The 15,533-nt window shown below is 62.7% G+C and carries 14 protein-coding genes, 4 pseudogenes and 2 riboswitches; of the genes and pseudogenes, 4 read left to right on the top strand and 14 right to left on the bottom strand.

Annotated features, from left to right (window positions below; genetic code table 11):
• Positions 1 to 21: 21 nt before the first annotated feature.
• The 6 genes from OMP38_RS29260 to rpiB all read right to left on the bottom strand — a co-directional run bounded on the left by OMP38_RS29260 (position 22) and on the right by rpiB (position 5,757).
• Positions 22 to 426 carry a DUF350 domain-containing protein gene (locus OMP38_RS29260; RefSeq protein WP_277568210.1) on the bottom strand — a complete coding sequence of 135 codons (405 nt, stop codon included), beginning with the start codon at positions 424 to 426 and terminating at the stop codon, positions 22 to 24.
• Between the two features lie 168 nt (positions 427 to 594).
• Positions 595 to 1,263: a PspA/IM30 family protein gene (locus OMP38_RS29255; RefSeq protein WP_277568209.1), complete on the bottom strand. Its 669-nt coding sequence runs from the start codon at positions 1,261 to 1,263 to the stop codon at positions 595 to 597.
• A 171-nt stretch (positions 1,264 to 1,434) separates the two neighbouring features.
• Positions 1,435 to 2,508, bottom strand: coding sequence for a KamA family radical SAM protein (locus tag OMP38_RS29250; protein ID WP_420869778.1), 1,074 nt, complete (start codon positions 2,506 to 2,508; stop codon positions 1,435 to 1,437).
• 163 nt (positions 2,509 to 2,671) lie between these two features.
• A riboswitch (cyclic di-AMP (ydaO/yuaA leader) is annotated at positions 2,672 to 2,819 on the bottom strand.
• Between the two features lie 107 nt (positions 2,820 to 2,926).
• Positions 2,927 to 4,177 carry a serine hydroxymethyltransferase gene (locus OMP38_RS29245; protein ID WP_277568207.1) on the bottom strand — a complete coding sequence of 417 codons (1,251 nt, stop codon included), beginning with the start codon at positions 4,175 to 4,177 and terminating at the stop codon, positions 2,927 to 2,929.
• A 502-nt stretch (positions 4,178 to 4,679) separates the two neighbouring features.
• The gene (locus tag OMP38_RS29240; protein ID WP_277568206.1) at positions 4,680 to 5,273 is read right to left on the bottom strand and encodes a TIGR01440 family protein; all 594 of its coding nucleotides are present in this window, start codon (positions 5,271 to 5,273) and stop codon (positions 4,680 to 4,682) included.
• Between the two features lie 25 nt (positions 5,274 to 5,298).
• Positions 5,299 to 5,757 carry a ribose 5-phosphate isomerase B gene (rpiB, locus tag OMP38_RS29235; RefSeq protein ID WP_277568205.1) on the bottom strand — a complete coding sequence of 153 codons (459 nt, stop codon included), beginning with the start codon at positions 5,755 to 5,757 and terminating at the stop codon, positions 5,299 to 5,301.
• A gap of 90 nt (positions 5,758 to 5,847) precedes the next feature.
• Positions 5,848 to 5,929: riboswitch (ZMP/ZTP riboswitch) on the bottom strand.
• 102 nt (positions 5,930 to 6,031) lie between these two features.
• On the opposite strand from rpiB, the pseudogene OMP38_RS29230 reads away from it, so the two are divergent.
• From OMP38_RS29230 to OMP38_RS29225, 3 genes and pseudogenes are all read left to right on the top strand, one after another.
• A pseudogene (locus OMP38_RS29230) lies at positions 6,032 to 6,647 on the top strand (SLOG family protein).
• Between the two features lie 138 nt (positions 6,648 to 6,785).
• Positions 6,786 to 7,046, top strand: a pseudogene (locus tag OMP38_RS36380) (hypothetical protein); the annotation flags it as partial.
• 115 nt (positions 7,047 to 7,161) lie between these two features.
• Positions 7,162 to 7,686, top strand: coding sequence for a hypothetical protein (locus tag OMP38_RS29225; RefSeq protein WP_277568204.1), 525 nt, complete (start codon positions 7,162 to 7,164; stop codon positions 7,684 to 7,686).
• 79 nt (positions 7,687 to 7,765) lie between these two features.
• Here the strand turns inward: OMP38_RS29225 and OMP38_RS29220 are convergent, their stop codons facing one another.
• From OMP38_RS29220 to OMP38_RS29190, 7 genes and pseudogenes are all read right to left on the bottom strand, one after another.
• On the bottom strand, positions 7,766 to 8,350 hold the full coding sequence (locus tag OMP38_RS29220) for a low molecular weight protein arginine phosphatase (RefSeq protein ID WP_277568203.1): 585 nt from the start codon (positions 8,348 to 8,350) through the stop codon (positions 7,766 to 7,768).
• A gap of 54 nt (positions 8,351 to 8,404) precedes the next feature.
• A pseudogene (locus OMP38_RS29215) lies at positions 8,405 to 8,963 on the bottom strand (manganese efflux pump MntP).
• Positions 8,964 to 9,198: 235 nt separating this feature from the next.
• Positions 9,199 to 10,344 carry an L-threonylcarbamoyladenylate synthase gene (locus tag OMP38_RS29210; protein WP_277568202.1) on the bottom strand — a complete coding sequence of 382 codons (1,146 nt, stop codon included), beginning with the start codon at positions 10,342 to 10,344 and terminating at the stop codon, positions 9,199 to 9,201.
• A 47-nt stretch (positions 10,345 to 10,391) separates the two neighbouring features.
• A complete protein-coding gene (spoIIR, locus tag OMP38_RS29205) occupies positions 10,392 to 11,120 on the bottom strand; it encodes a stage II sporulation protein R (protein WP_277568201.1) in 729 nt (242 codons plus the stop codon).
• Between the two features lie 114 nt (positions 11,121 to 11,234).
• Complete coding sequence (gene prmC / locus OMP38_RS29200; protein WP_277568200.1) at positions 11,235 to 12,221, bottom strand: peptide chain release factor N(5)-glutamine methyltransferase; 987 nt, start codon at positions 12,219 to 12,221, stop codon at positions 11,235 to 11,237.
• Between the two features lie 95 nt (positions 12,222 to 12,316).
• Complete coding sequence (locus OMP38_RS29195) at positions 12,317 to 13,147, bottom strand: MFS transporter (RefSeq protein WP_277568199.1); 831 nt, start codon at positions 13,145 to 13,147, stop codon at positions 12,317 to 12,319.
• Between the two features lie 160 nt (positions 13,148 to 13,307).
• Positions 13,308 to 13,736: pseudogene (locus tag OMP38_RS29190) on the bottom strand (MFS transporter); the annotation flags it as partial.
• A gap of 250 nt (positions 13,737 to 13,986) precedes the next feature.
• On the opposite strand from OMP38_RS29190, the gene OMP38_RS29185 reads away from it, so the two are divergent.
• Positions 13,987 to 14,832, top strand: coding sequence for a helix-turn-helix transcriptional regulator (locus OMP38_RS29185; protein ID WP_277568198.1), 846 nt, complete (start codon positions 13,987 to 13,989; stop codon positions 14,830 to 14,832).
• 114 nt (positions 14,833 to 14,946) lie between these two features.
• Here the strand turns inward: OMP38_RS29185 and OMP38_RS29180 are convergent, their stop codons facing one another.
• Positions 14,947 to 15,411, bottom strand: a complete 465-nt coding sequence (locus tag OMP38_RS29180) for a hypothetical protein (RefSeq protein ID WP_277568197.1) — start codon at positions 15,409 to 15,411, stop codon at positions 14,947 to 14,949.
• Positions 15,412 to 15,533 lie beyond the last annotated feature (122 nt).

The raw sequence follows: 15,533 nt of genomic DNA, 5'->3' as shown, positions 1-15,533 counted from the left end.
TTGTCCTCCTCTCCCGCAGCCTTACAGGCACGAGCCGATGATCATCGCACCGACCAGATGCAGGGAGCCCGCGATCAGCCCGTGCCCTACGATGCCGTCCCGTACGCCTTCGTCCAAGCGCAAGTCCCCGATTTTCCGGAACGCCAGCTCGACGATCCACTCAAGCACGAACAGAATCACGAACGAAATGAAGGAAACGAGCAGCGCCTCCCCAAGATCGTCGGACGTCACGATCGAGCGGGAAAGGATATACCCCTGCGCCACAAGCTTCAATACGAAGCGGACAGCTACCGCCGTGTTGCCCCGCTTCATCTCGGCCATGTCCTTGTACTTGGTAAAATAAGCGTCGATGCCCATGAGAATGAACAGAAGCACCGCGCCCGCCGCCGTCCACAGCAGCGTGCCGACCACGTTTTCAATCGTCACTGTTAACGTCTCTCCTCCCGCGGATAAACCGGGCGGTTCCCCGTCCCCCGCGGGAACGAGCCGCCCGAAGCGCTCCGTTTCGGAGGCGCCATGAAATTCCTACCTTATTTTAGCTTAGATGGGCGTTTGAAAAAAAGGACCCCGCGGGGGGAGTCCTCTTCGATCGCCTTAGCTCTCGTATTTTTTCATCAAAGCCGCCAATTCATCCTCGACCGCTTTGTCCTTGCCAAGCGCCGCGAACTCGTCGTCAAGCGACTTGCCCTTGGACTGGCTGAGCTCTTCGGTCGCCTCGGCGTGCGCTTCCATTTGCCGTACCTTCTCTTCCATCCGGCTGAGTCCCGACATCGCGGTGTCGGTGCCGAAGCCCGCCATCGCCTTGTTGATGCCGGCTTGCGCCTTCGCCGCGTTGGCGCGGGCAACCAGCGTCTCGCGCCGGTTTTTCAGCTCGGTGAACTGCTTGCGCATCTCGTCGAGCTTCAGGCGGAGATTGTCCGCGGCTTGCTTGTTCTGCTCGTAGCTGGCTTTGTACTCGCCGACTTTAATCTCAGCAGCTTTCTTCTCTTCGAGCGCGCGACGGGCCAGGTCAATATTCTTGGCCTGCGCCGCGATATTCGCCTGCTCCTCGCGTTTGGCGACGAGCGCCGATTGCTCCTCGTACAACTGCTTGAAGCGTTTCTCGATCGCGATCTGGGCTGCGACCGCCTTCTCGGCATCCTCAAGATCCTCCGCCATGTCGCGCAGATATTGATCGGTCATTTTGACCGGGTCTTCCGCCTTTTCGATCAGGGCATATACGTTAGACAGCGTGAGATCGCGCAGCCGTTTGAAAATAGACATTTACACGAATCCTCCTCTTGTCCGCTTGTTCGCGGCTATGTAATGTATTACGCGGACGCAGGCCGACCGTTTCAACATTTCCCCCGAAGACGCGCGAGTATCCGTAAAATAAATATACATCCGGCCCGCCTCGAAAGGCAAAGCCGAATGTATGGCGCGAAAGGCTGTCGGTCAGTCCCCGATCTGATAAGGCCGCTTGACGTAAGAAGTATGGAGCCCGTAATCTTCGGAGTCCGTCCAATCGATCCGCAGCGCCCCGATCTTCGATTCGCTGCCCGGCAGTTCGGTCAGCCACAGCGCGTCTTCGGGACAGTCCGCCGTGATGAACTTGCCCGCGTCGTCGTCAGGCGAAGCATGGAACTTCAGATAGGCTTTGCCGCCCTCGACGGCCAGCACCTCGGTGAAGCCCGCGTCATGATTGATCGCGAGGCGCGCACGCCGCCCGAGTCCCGCCGTCGTCAGCTTGGCTTCCTCGACCAGCCGGTACGCCTTGGCCAGCGGCACCGCAAACTCGGCACTCGCCTCGCTCGGACGATCGACGAAAAAGTAATAGGGCGTCACGCCCGCAAGCTCGAGGCGCTCCAGCAGTTCGCCCAGCAGCTCCGGCGCGTCGTTGATCCCGCCCAGGATCGGCGTCCGGTTCACGATGACGGCCCCGGCGTCGCCGAGCGAGCGAAACGCCCGGATCGCTTGATCCGTCATCTCTCGGGGATGATGGATGTGCGCCATCAGGTACAGCGGCTTCGAAGGCGTGGAAAATTCGCGGATCAATCGCAGCAAGCCGAGGTCGTCCGAGATGCGTATCGGATCCATGACCGGCATGCGCGTGCTAAGACGAATGATCCCCACATGGGGGATCGCCCGCAGATTCTGGATCAGCCTGCGCAACTTGAGCGTGGGAAGTTTGAAGCAGTCGCCGCCGGCCAGGATCACCTGCCGGATCTCCGGGTGGGCCGCTACATATTCAAGCGCTGGCGAAATGCCCTCTTCGGCCTCCGTCTCGGGAAGCATCAGAAACGCGGACGTCCGAAACTTATGGCGATAACCTTGGGCCAAATAGTCGGCTTCGTCGTCCGAGGCGCCCCAGATCCCCTTGCCGCCGGCCGCCGGCAGGGATGGGGACAGCAGCTTGCGGAGCGGATCGTTCGCGTCGCCCCAGTCGATGAGGCTATGATAATACGTATTCGCGGTCGTGCAAACAGGAGCGGCAGCGTCTTGGTCCATGTTTCTGGCGAATTCCGGCATGGCCAACGTGAATTCCTCCTTCTCCCGGTCTAAAGTCGACACGCCCCGAAGGACAGAAAAGACCCTTCTGCATCAGGCGCGCGCAATACGCTTAGCCAGACAGAGGGGTCTTGTAGAGACGCCAAAAGACCCGGCGAGGGTCATTCAAGCTTCAATAAATTAGATGTGACCCATCCACTGCCTACGAGGTTAGCTGACGGACTCGGATAAGATGGTACCCTATGAAGCCTGATAAAGGCTTCAATTCGCCCCATAAAGATTCGGTTCCCCCCGTTTCCCGGCCGATACCGGGAATTAAGCGTACACTTAGTTTATACCGAATGCCCCGAATCGTCAAACAAACGGCGCCCAATTCGACCTCGAAAGGTCAAAATTGGGCGCCTGTACCTGTTTTTAGGAGACTTGGACGGTACTTATCTTAGTATTCAAGACCTTGGTACAGCGGATATTGCGCGGCGAGCTCGCGTACCAGCTTGCGCGCTTCTTCCAGCTTGGTCTCATCCTTGGCGTTCTTCAGCGTGATGGCGATCGCTTGGCCGATCTTTTTCATCGCCGCGGCGTCCATGCCGCGCGAAGTAACGGCCGGCGTGCCGATGCGGATGCCGCTCGTGATGAACGGGCTCGTCGGATCGAACGGGATCGCGTTCTTGTTGACGGTAATGCCCACGGAGTCGAGCACGTGCTCGGCATCCTTGCCCGTAATGTTCAGGTTGCGAGTGTCCACGAGCATCAGGTGGTTGTCCGTGCCGCCGGAGACCAGGTTGATGCCCTCAGCGGTCAGCGACTCGGCAAGCGCCTTGGCATTGGTCACGACGTTTGCCGCGTAGTCCTTGAAGGACGGCTGCAGCGCTTCGCCGAGCGCAACGGCCTTGGCCGCGATCGTGTGCATAAGCGGGCCGCCCTGCGTGCCGGGGAATACGGCCTTGTCGATGGCCGCCGCCCAAGGCTTGGTGCAGAGGATCAGGCCGCCGCGCGGGCCGCGCAGCGTCTTGTGCGTGGTCGTCGTGACGAAGTGCGCGTGCGGCACCGGGCTCGGGTGCTGGCCGCCTGCCACGAGACCGGCGATGTGCGCCATGTCGACCATGAACAGCGCGCCTACGTCGCTGGCGATCTGACCGAGTGCTTCGAAGTCGATAATACGCGGATAAGCGCTCGCGCCGGCGACGATCATGCGGGGACGGTGCTTGAACGCGGCTTTGCGGACTTCGTCGTAGTTGATCGTGAACGTCGACTCGTCAACGCCATAAGCGACGAAGTTGTACAGGATGCCCGATGCGTTGACCGGGCTGCCGTGCGTCAGATGACCGCCGTGCGCCAGGTTCATGCCGAGCACGGTGTCGCCGGGCTGCAGCGCGGCGAGGTAGACGGCGAGGTTCGCCTGCGCGCCGGAGTGCGGCTGCACGTTGGCATGCTCGGCGCCGAACAGTTCCTTGGCGCGATTGCGCGCGATCTCCTCGGGAATGTCGACGTACTCGCAGCCGCCGTAGTAACGCTTGCCCGGGTACCCTTCGGCGTACTTGTTCGTGAGCACGGTGCCCATGGCTTCAAGAACGGCTTCGCTTACGATGTTCTCGGATGCGATCAGCTCGAGGTTGTCGCGTTGGCGGCCGAGCTCGAGGTTAAGGGCTTTGACGATCTCGGGATCTTGCTTGCGCAGATTGGCGGTCATGGGTGGTCCTCCTTAGGAATATGGAAAGTGATTATTTGTATTTGTAAGGGATGGTTGGGTGAAAAGGCGTTGGCGTTCGCGAGGCCCGGCGCGCCGTTAGCCGGTTTTTCCGGCTATCTCGGCCGGATTCGGCCGGTTAGCGCGCCGTTAGCCGGTTTTTCCGGCTATCTCGGCCCAGATGCGGCGGTTCGGCGTGCCGTTAGCCGGTTTTTCCGGCTATCTCGGCCCAGATGCGGCCGTTCGGCGTGACTTTAGCCGGTTTTTCCGGCTATCTCGGCCCAGATGCGGCCGTTCGGCGCGCCGTTAGCCGGTTTTTCCGGCTATCTCGGCCGGATTCGGCCGGTTAGCGCGCCGTTAGCCGGTTTTTCCGGCTATCTCGGCCCAGATGCGGCGGTTCGGCGCGCCGTTAGCCGGTTTTTCCGGCTATCTCGGCCGGATTCGGCCGGTTAGCGCGCCGTTAGCCGGTTCTTCCGGCTATCTCGGCACGCCGGGCCACGGCGACTCAGTCGCAGGTGCCCGACGGAGGCGCCTGCGTCGCAGGCGGCGCGTACACCGCGCGCTCGCCGCCGATCAGCTTCGGCCGCGCGTAAGCCATCGTCACGCGCGCCTCGCCGATCCAGCGGCCGGACGGTCTTACCGGCACGGCGACCGGGCGCAGGTGCATGCCGATCAGCGTCTCGCCGATATCGAGCCCGGCATCGACGGAGACGGCCTCGACGAGGCAAGGATCCGTCAATTGGCCGTAAGCATAGGCCGCCATGGAGCCGCCGGCCTTCGGAACCGGCACAGCCGATACGATCGTCCAGCCCCGGGCCGCGGCCAAGCTTCGCTCGGTCACAAGCGCGCGGTTCAAGTGCTCGCAGCATTGCCACACCGTCTCGAAACCCTTCCGGTCGCGGACGCGCCGCACGCCTTCGTAGATCTCCCGGGCGACGGCAGGCGCTCCGGACGTACCGATCCGGCGGCCTTGCACTTCGCTCGTGCTGACGCCCAGCACGACGATCTGCCCCGCGCCCAAAGCCGCGACTTCGGCCAGCTCGGACAGCGCTTTTTCGACTTGGCCCGCGACGGGCAACGCTTGGTCTTGGTCAGTCATCGTCGCATCGCGCCTCCCGGTCCGTTCAAGGATGAAGTGCCTGCTGCTCTTCGATCGCCTTCACCTTGTTCAGCCGGCCGACATGGCGCGGCCCTTCGGAGAAGGGCGTGTCCAGCCAGACGCGCACGATCTCCTCGGCGACGCCAGGACCGACGACGCGTTCGCCCATCGCCAGCACGTTGGTGTCGTTGTGCTCGCGCGTAGCCTTGGCCGAGAACAGGTCGTGCACGAGCGCGCAGCGGATGCCCGGCGTCTTGTTCGCCGCGATCGACATGCCGATCCCGGTGCCGCAGATCAGGATCCCTCTGTCCGCTTCTCCGCGGACGACTTTGTCGCATACGGGCACGGCATAATCCGGATAATCCACCGAATCCGCGCAATTGCATCCGAGATCGATAATCTGGTGACCCTGCGCTTCCAGGAACGGGACGATGACGTCCTTGAGACGATAACCCGCGTGGTCGGCGCCGATAGCGATGATCATGACTGTACCTACCTCCCTTGATTGTCAGATGTATTATACCGAATTTGCCGCAAAAAAGACGAAAAAGAGCACGCGTGCTTAAAGCACGCTGCTCTCTGCCCAGGCGACCGGCCGACATTCCGATGCTCCACTGTGGTTAACCCCACTTGTGTCGCCAGTTACACCGGAACTGCAACTTGTAGCTACATCATAGCGAAGGAAAATGCCGAAGTCAATCGAAAATAGACTATAATCAACCTTATCAAGGCTTACGACGGTTCAGTAAGGAGCAAGCATGAACAATCTGCTGATTACCGGATACCGCGCGCACGAGCTCGGCATTTTCGGACAAAAACACAAAGGAATCCCTTTCATACGCAAGGCCATCGAGTCCAAGCTCATCCCCCCTGATCGAGGAAGGTCTCGAGTGGGTCATCACGCCCGGCCAGTACGGCGTCGACCTGTGGGCCTGCGAATCGGTCATCGCGCTGAAAAAAGATTATCCGCAGCTGCGTCTCTCGATCCTGACGGCGTTCGAGGGCCAAGAGGAAAAGTGGAGCGAGGACAAGCAGGAATATTACCGCGGGATCCTGAAAAACGTCGACTATTATGCCGCGGTAAGCAAGCAGCCCTACAGCGGCCCCTGGCAGTTTACGGCGCGGGACGACCTGCTCCTGAGAAAAACGGAAGGCATCATCCTCGTCTACGACGAGGAAGCAGGGGATGCCAGCCCGAAGTTCATGAAGGAAAAGGCGCTGCGCAAAAGCCGCGAGGACGGCTACCTCTATTTATCCGTCAGCTCGGAGGACATCCAGAGCGCCGCGAACGAGGAGCAGTACGACATGGCGGACGGGATCGGCGAGGCCGAGGTTTACGAGGACAAGGGTCCGGACTGGAATGAAGAAATTTGATGGATGCCGGGAGTTGCTTCGCTGCCGCGCGCCTGTTAAACTGATGTCAAGAATACGGTCGCAAAGCATGCGCCGCACGCTCTCATACGAGAGTTTGCGGCGCTTTTCTATTTTCCGGGGGGAGCGTGACGATTCGATATGGCGCCGCACGACGAAGCATTCAAAAAGCTGCTGCAAGCTTTTTTCGCCGAATTCATGGCTTTGTTTTTTCCCGAGCTTTATCGTTTAATCGACTTCTCATGTACGCGCTTCCTCATGCAGGAACTATTGGTGGACGTCGTCGGAGGGGAGAAACGTACGGTGGATTTGCTTGTCGAGGTTCGCCTGCGAGGCAGAAACGCGTTCATTCTCATTCATCTGGAGCCCCAATCCTATGCGCAAGCGGATTTCGGGGAGCGAATGTTCCTGTACTTCGCAAGACTGCTGGAACGTCACCGCAAATCCTATAAGGTGATTCTCCCCCGTAGCCATTTTCACAGGAAGCCGTGCAAGAGACGAGCCCGGCGGATATTGGATGCACTTCGGGAAGGAGAGCATCGTGGAGTTCCGCTACCGCAAGCTGGAGCTCGCTCGCCTGGATTGGCGGCGCTTCGCCAAGTCGGACAATCCTGTAGCCGCTGCGCTGTTGTCACGGATGGGTTATAATGAAAGAGACAGACGCGAGCTCCGACTGGCTTACCTTAGAATGCTGGCGAGGCTGCATCCGAAGCTGGACGACGCCAAACTGGCGCTCGTCATGTCGATTGCGGATCTCTACTACCGGCCCGAACCCGAAGAGGACCGGTCCATATTGCGCGAGCTTCAGGCTCGCGATCCGGAGGAGGCCGAACGCGTTATGGAATTGATGCCTGCATGGAAGCGCTGGGGCTACGAGGAAGGTCTGGAGGAAGGTCTGGAAAAGGGAAAAGAAAAAGGCATAGAAGCCGGCCGCGCCGAGAGCGTGCGCAAGCTGCTAGCCAAGGGCTTTACGCCGGGCCAGATCGCCGACCTGCTCGATCTGCCGCAGGAAGAGGTCGCGAAGCTGCGGGATTCGCATTAAAATAGCGCCGCTCGCTCCATAACACGGAGCAAGCGGCGCTTTGCCGTTCAATAAGGTCATTTACGCAATCCTATATCCTTCAATCAGCAGCCTGCCGCCCGCCGAAAGCCCGCTCGATCGACTCGCGAATCTCCCTCGCGCAAGCCTCGTATACCGCGAGCGGCCCGCCGTACGGATCCGCGATGTCCAGATCGGGCGCGCGCCGCGACAGCTCGGTCAAGCGTCGCTTGTCCTGTTCGGGAAACGGCTTGCCGAGCGCCAGCGCCACCTGAAATTCCGCATGGAGGCGGTCCATCTCCTGCAGATCGGGCAGCAGCGCCTCGCTCTGCCGCGCGTATTCCTTCAGCGTATAGGTCTTGGACGACGCGTGCGGATACCGCTCCGCGATCGCGCGCTTGTGGGAGGCGGTCATCGTCAGGATGAGATCCGCCCACTCTACGTCCCCCCGGTCGAGCCTCGTCGAAGCGCCGGGCAGCGCGACATTGCCTCGCTTCAACGTCTCCGCCGCATTCGCGGAGATCGGCATGCCCGACTGGGCAGATACCCCGGCCGACCGCACCTCCATCTCCGTGCCCGTCCGCCTCGCCCAATCGCGCAGCAGGGCTTCGGCCATCGGACTCCGGCATGTATTCCCGGTGCACACCATCAATATACGCCGCATCATCCTAGCCTCCTCGTTCGGACGGACATTTGCCCCGTCGACTTTATAGTGAACTAGTTATATCAAAAACAGCAGGCCGAACGCAAACAAAATCACCCCGCCGAACGCTTCTCCGTAGCCTCCGAGCGACTGGCTTACCCGCGTCCCGAGCAGCAGTCCCAGCACGCTCATGGCGCCGCCAACGAATCCGAACAGGAGTACCGTGAACATCATATGCGCCGAGAACATCCCTAGCGAGACGCCGACCGAAAAGGCGTCGATGCTCACGCTGAGCGCGAAAACGAGCATGCCCCAAAACGTTCGATGGCTGATCGACGAAACGGACTCGCCGCGGATCGCGCTGTACACCATATGGCCGCCGAGCAGCAGCAGAAGCGCGCCCGCCGCGGACGTGGCGACGCCGCCCAGTAGTCCGCTTACGTAATGTCCAGTCAGCATGCCCCCCGAGCGGCATCAGAACGTGGAACAAAGCGATCAAGGCGCTCAGTTTGAGCACGTCCAGCTTGCGGACGCCCTTCAGCCCGATTCCGATGCCGAGCGAGAAGGCATCCATCCCGAGCGCGACCGCCATAATGCCGATCGTAATCAAATGCCCCGCCGCCGCAGACCATTCCATGCTTTAGCCCCCTTGTCCAGCTAGCCCGATATAGGGAGCATATGCGGACAAGGCGGCGAACATGACCCGACGAAGGCAAGGGGAACCGGTTTGAGCCAGAAGGAGAGCCAGAGGCATGTCGAAGCTGCGAGTTCTGTACGGGCGGAAGCGGGAGAGCGGAGCAGCGTACCGGGCGGACAGGCTCGCCGCTAGCGACGAGCCTTAATTGAGCTGCTGCGCCCGAAGGCGGCGCCGCTCAGACGGGCAGCGCGCGGCCGCCGGCCGCCTTGCGCATGCGGTTCATGAGCGCGGCCCCGATGCCTTCCTCCGGGAAGGCTTCGGCCGCGATGAACCGCAGGCCGCGCGCGTCGCATTCGCGCAGCGCCGCGTACAGCGCCTGCGCGGCGACGGCCGGCTCCGCGCGCGGACCCAGCGCGATGACGGCGTCCGCGCGGTAAGATCCGGCGTGCTCGTCGCAGCACAGCACGCCGGCAGGCTCGCCGCGCCGCCGCGCTTCGTCGACGGCGGCTTGCACCGCGGCGCGCACGGCCTCGGGCGCGCCGGAGGCAATCGCCATTACGCCCCGCGGGGCGTAATGGGCGTACTTCACGCCGGGCGAGCGCGGCGCGCCCGCGGCAAATGCCACAGCCGGATTGGCCACGGCCGCGTCTGTCGCACGCGCGGCGCCGGCTTCGTCACCGGCGATACCGGTTGAACCGGCGCCCGCCGCTGCCACATCGCCGGCGGAGACCAAGACGCGCGCCGCTGCGCCCGCCGCCTCGCGCAGCTGCTCGGCCGTCACGCCGCCCGGCCGCAGGATGTGCACGTCGCCGCCTAGCACGCGGACGACGGTCGACTCCACGCCGACGCCGGTCGGGCCGCCGTCGAGCAGACCGTCGATGCGCCCGTCGAGGTCGTCGCGCACATGGCTCGCGAGCGTCGGGCTCGGCCGGCCCGAGCGGTTCGCGCTGGGCGCCGCGACCGGGCAGCCCGCGGCCGCGATCAGCCGCCGCGCGATCTCGTGCGCCGGCACGCGCACGGCAACCGTGTCGAGCCCCGCAGTCACGCGGGCCGCTACCGCCCCGGGCCGCACGGGCAGTACGAGCGTGAGCGGCCCCGGCCAAAAGACGGCCATGAGCGTCCGCTCCAGCGGCGACACCTCGGCGGCCAGCGCGTCCACGTCCGCCGCATCCGCCAGATGCACGATCAGCGGATTGTCCGAAGGCCTCCCTTTGGCCGCGAAGATCCGCTCCGCGGCGGCTTCGCTGCGCGCGTCCGCCCCGAGCCCGTACACCGTCTCGGTCGGAAACGCCACGACGCCGCCTGCGGCAATCGCCGCGGCGGCTTCGTTCAAGCCGGCATCCCCGTCCGCCGGCGTCCAATATTTCGTCTTCGTATGCATGTCCGTCCCTCGCGTTCAGTCAAGTTAGGACGATTATATCACAGCGCTCAGGAGAACAACGAGGCGATGAAACTGAACAGCTTCTCGAGCAGGACGAGCAGGAAGAACTCGGCCTTCGGCTTCTCGGCCGGCAAGGCCGCGGCGATGACGCCGTCCTCCTGTGCTGCGTTCGCGGACGCTTGCTTGATCTTGGCAGCGTTGCCTTGGTCGTTCTTTTGCGCGACCGTCGTCTGCTTGGCAGGCTGCTTCTCGCTGGACGCGGCCTGGTCGTCCGCCTTGACCGACGCCGCCAGGCACAGCGGCGGGAAAAGCACGCACCACCAGTTGGCGCCGCCGCCCTTGCCAAGCGTAATCCGAAGCGCTTCGTACTGTCCCGCCGGATACGTCTTGCCCTCGAACGTTTTGGCCGGGAAGTCCACGACCGCAAGCTCCGTTTTTTCGCCGTAACCGGCTTTGGAACCCTTCAGCGACTTGTCCGCCACAGCCTCGACGTCCGCGAGCCGTGAACGGATGAGCGCACGCGCTTCTTCAATCGTAGCGGGCATCTCGCCCCAAGATTCGATCAACGCGGAGACGTCGTCGCGTACTTTGCGTTTGATCGCCTGATCGCGATCGCTGTCCGAATTGGCGATGATCCGGATGCGGATCGCCTGGTTCGGTATCGTATCGTCGCCTTCGGCATCCGCCGAGGCGCGGTTCACTGCCAACGTAGAAAATCCTGACAGACCGATAAGAAGAAGAAAAAGAAAAGGACCATAATGACGAAGACCACGCATCGTTCTCGCTCCTTGTGCGCACCCGTCGGTGCGGCCGATGCGTTCCGGAACGGCTTAGTCCTCATTATGTCCTTCTCCCGAATCTGTAAACCTAGCAATCTATATTTTGTTTTTTTAGAAACGAAGCGCGAGCACGTGACGGTCGATACCGGCATAATCGCGGACGACGCGAATCTCGTCCCAGTCGGCGGCCTCGCGCAGAAGCGCGGCCGCCTGCACCGCCTGGTGGATGCCGACCTCCCAGGCGACCATCGCAGGCAGCTCCGTCAGCCCGCTCAACTGCTCGGCCATCCGGCGGTAGGGCGCCAGCCCGTCCGGCCCGCCGTCCAGCGCAAGATGCGGCTCGTGCTCGCGCACTTCCGCTTGCAGGCCGGGCAAGTCCGACGAAGGAATATACGGCGGATTGGAAACAAGAATATCGATCCGCTCGCCCGCATGCGCGCCCCCTGCCAGAAACGGCGCCAGCAAATCGCCCTGCACGAAGCGGACGCTCGCGCCGAGCGCAGCCGCGTTGCCTGCCGCTACTTCGAGCGCGTCCGGCGACAGATCGCTGGCGGTCACTTGCCAGCCTGGCTGCTCCAGCTTCAGCGTGACCGCGAGCGCGCCGCTGCCCGTGCCGACGTCCAGCACGCGCAGCTCCATCTTCGGTGCATCGTCCGAGGCCGCCATCCCGTCGGCGCTCTCGCCCGTTCCGTCGAAGCCTTCCGCCTCTGCCAGCTCCTCGTTTCGCCTTGCCTTTCGCGCTGCGACGAGCCTTGCCGCCTCTTCAAGCACCGCTTCGGCCAGCAGCTCCGTCTCCGGCCTCGGGATCAGCACCGCAGGGGTCACTGCGAATCGCCTGCCGTAAAAATATTGCTCGCCGGTCACGTATTGCGCCGGCTCCCCTGCCGCCCTCCGCGCCAGCATCGTCTCCCACGCTTGCCGCTTCGCCTCCGGGAAGAGCTCCCGCAAATCCCGCAGCAGCTCGGCCTTGCCGATCCCGAGTACGTGCAAGATCAGCAACTCCGCCCCTGCCTCGGCCTCCGTATCGTCGACGCCTGCCTCCGCCAACCGCCGAGCCCCGGCCTTCCACGCTTCGCCGTACGTTCGTCCTCTTTCCATGCCGTCCTCCTTAGCCGAATAAATCAACCATTCCGGACTTATGATATACCGCCATGGTACCACATGCCGCTTCTTTTATACGAGCGAGGATGTTCTTAATGAGTTGCGATAGCGGAACTTTTGACCTCTATTTGCACGGGAGCGAGCTTTTGCGGCACGATAGCGGAACTTTGTTCGTTACTCGTATGCCGGTATAAAGCCGTGCCTACCACCTGGACATCTATCGCCGCCGCTCCCCTCCCGATCATGGACCACGCCAAGATCGCACCTGCCGACAGGACGAGCCCCAGCGCGACAAAACCGGATCGGATGCCGGCTTCCGTCGAACCTGCCTGTCCGAGAAAGGCGCCCATCAGCACGACGCCGAGCGTGGCGCCCAGCTGACGCGAGGCGTTCAGCGCGCCGGAGGCCGATCCAGTCCACTCGGGCGGCGAAGCGGCCATCACGGCGGCCATCAGCGAAGGAATGGCGAGGGAGGTGCCGAAGCCGACGAGCAGCAAGCCGATCAAATGACCGACGTAGCCGGTCTCTCCCGTCGCCGCCGCCAGGGTCAGCACGCCCGTCGCGCACAGCGCGAAGCCCGCGGCCATGGGCAGTCTTGCGCCGACACGGCCGACGATTCGCCCTGTCAATATCGGGTTGAACGCCAGCGGGATCGTCATCGGCAGCAGCGCCAGACCCGCGGCATGCGCCTCGTAACCCCGCGCCTGCTGAAAGTAGAGCGGCAGCGCGAACAGCACGCCGGACAAGCCGACGTTGACGAGAAGTCCGGCCAGCATGCCGGCAGACACTGTCGGTACCTTGAGAAGACGAAGCGGCAGCAGCGGCGCCCGCCCCCCGCGACTCCACTGCCGCAAAGCCCGCCGACGCGAGCGCAAACAAAACGAAAGCGCCCAGTACGGCCGGCGACGTCCATCCACGCGCATGGCCCTCGGTCAGCGCATAGGCGAGCGAAGCGATCGCCGCAATGCAGGTCGCTTGTCCGGCCGGATCGAGGCCGCGCTGCCCGCGTCCGGCATCGGCGCCCGCCAGTCGCCCGACGACGGCCAGACTGACGGCGGCGAGCGGTACATTAATCAGGAAAATGCTCCTCCAGCCCCAGCTGTCGGCGAGCAAGCCTCCCGCGACGGGGCCGATCGCCATAGCCGCCCCCGTCGTCGCCGCCCAGATGCCGAGCGCCCTCGCCCTCGCGGCCGGCTGCGGGTATGACTTGGCCAGCAGCGCGAGCGAAGCGGGAAGCAAGGCTGCCCCGCCGACGCCCAGCACGGCGCGAAATCCGACGAGCGCGCCAAGCGAAGGCGAAGCGGCGCAAAGCGCCGATGCGGCGAGAAACACGGCCAGCCCGGCCGAGTAGACGCGCTTCGCGCCGAGCCGATCGGCGAGCGCGCCCATGGACATCAGCAGTCCCGCGAAAACGATCGTGTACGCATTGACCACCCATTGCAGGCCCGACAAGCCTCCGCCCAGATCGGCGCGGATCGCGGGCAGCGCGACGCCAAGCGCCGTCGTGTCCATCAGCACCATGAAGTAGCCAAGCGACAGGCCGAGCAGCAGCGCGGCCCTGCCTTGCTTGGTTTCGCGCCAAACGCCCGTTTGAGCGACAGTTTCCATTGTTCGTTCCCTCCCGTTTTCCGGACGGCTTCGGTCGCCATCCGCATCCCGGTCAGTTTATAATGATGCTGACGCATGCGTAAGCGGAGGGTTTATCCCGGGAGCGCCACTCCCCGGATCATGTCGCTTCGCCGAAAAGGAAGTGAAGCCAGCCATGGAACCTGTAAACGACCAGCGGCAGCGCGAGCTCGCGCTGTTTCTGAAGACAAGGCGAGCCAGACTGTCCCCGGAGCAGGTCGGACTGCCCGGCGGAGGCAGACGGCGCACGCCCGGACTGCGGCGAGAGGAAGTGGCGCTGCTGGCCGGCGTCAGCGCGGATTGGTACACGTGGCTGGAGCAAGCGCGCGATATCCAGGCCTCCGCCCAGGTGCTGGACAGCATCGCGGCAGCGCTCCGGCTCGACGCGACCGAGCGAAGGCATCTATACCTGCTCGCGCTGCGGCAGCTCCCGGCCGATCCGCAGCCTGACGACGGAGCCGTGCCGCGAACGCTATGGCGGTTTCTCGAGCTGCAGGCGCCCAGCCCGGCCCTCGCGACCGATCAGCGGATGGACGTCGTGGCCTGGAACCGGCCTGCCTGCCTGATTTATGGCGATTATGGGTCAATGTCTCAGCGTGATCGCAATACCGTATGGCGGACATTCACCTCGCCGTACGTACGCGAGCTGCTCCGCGAAGGCTGGGAGCCGCATGCACGCCATCGGCTGGCTCAGTTTCGCGCGGGATACGCCAGATTCGCCGGAGATCCCTGGTGGCTGGCGATGATCGAAGAGCTGACCCGCGAGAGCGCCGAATTCCGCGAGTGGTGGCCGACGCACGACGTTCTAAACGGGCCGGAGGGCACGAAGCGCAACTATCATCCGTCTGCGGGGCTGCTCGTCTTCGAACAAGCGGCCTTCACCGTGTCGAACGCGCCTCATTTGACGGTAATCGTCAATATGCCTTCGGCGGAGGACGACACGACGGCCAGACTCGACCGTTTAATCAACGGATCCCTCTAAAGCCGAGTTCTTTGATCAAGCAGCGTTTCTCCCCCAAACTTCCGCAAACAAGAACGAGCTCCTGCGCCGTTAAACGCAAGAGCTCTTTTTGTTTATTTCTGCCACTGCAGCAAGCTATACTTCCGTCCAGGTCAACGTGAGCTCCACGACGCCGTCTTCCGCGGCCAGCGGGCCCCCGATCATCGACCACGTTTCTTTTTCGGTTTTACTGTTCCCCTGTATGATCAGGTTCTTGTCGTCGACCGTCTGGACGGCATTCTCGCCCAGCTCGGCATTGAAGTAATCTTTGTACAGGGCCGAAACCTCATCCATGCTCTTCTTGGTTGCGAAAATAAGCAGCACGGAGCGTTTGCCGTCCGTCGTTTCCTGGTGAGACGTGCGAATATCGGCATCGTCGGGCAGCGGAAATCCCGCAGGCAAGTACGATGGACGCTCGGCGGAATCCGACTGCACCGCAGCTTCGGCCACGCTGCCGCCGGTCGGCGTATTCACCGCGGACGGTTCCTTGTCTGCGCATGCGCCGAGAAGCGCGCTTCCCAGAAGCAGTACGGCCGCCCCGCTTGCTACACGAATGATCATCCTTTCACTCCTAACATCCTTCGGAATTTAACCTACCTCTCGCCTCTCTTCAAAGATATTCAAGGAAGAGGTATTTCCAATTTTTACCCAAAACTTCATTTCGGGAAACGGCATTCGCCGGC

Source organism: Cohnella ginsengisoli, from assembly GCF_029525555.1.
GTDB classification, from domain to species: domain Bacteria; phylum Bacillota; class Bacilli; order Paenibacillales; family Paenibacillaceae; genus Cohnella; species Cohnella ginsengisoli.
The sequence above is the reverse complement of the archived record's forward strand: the minus strand, read 5'-3'. Positions and strand labels throughout refer to the sequence as shown.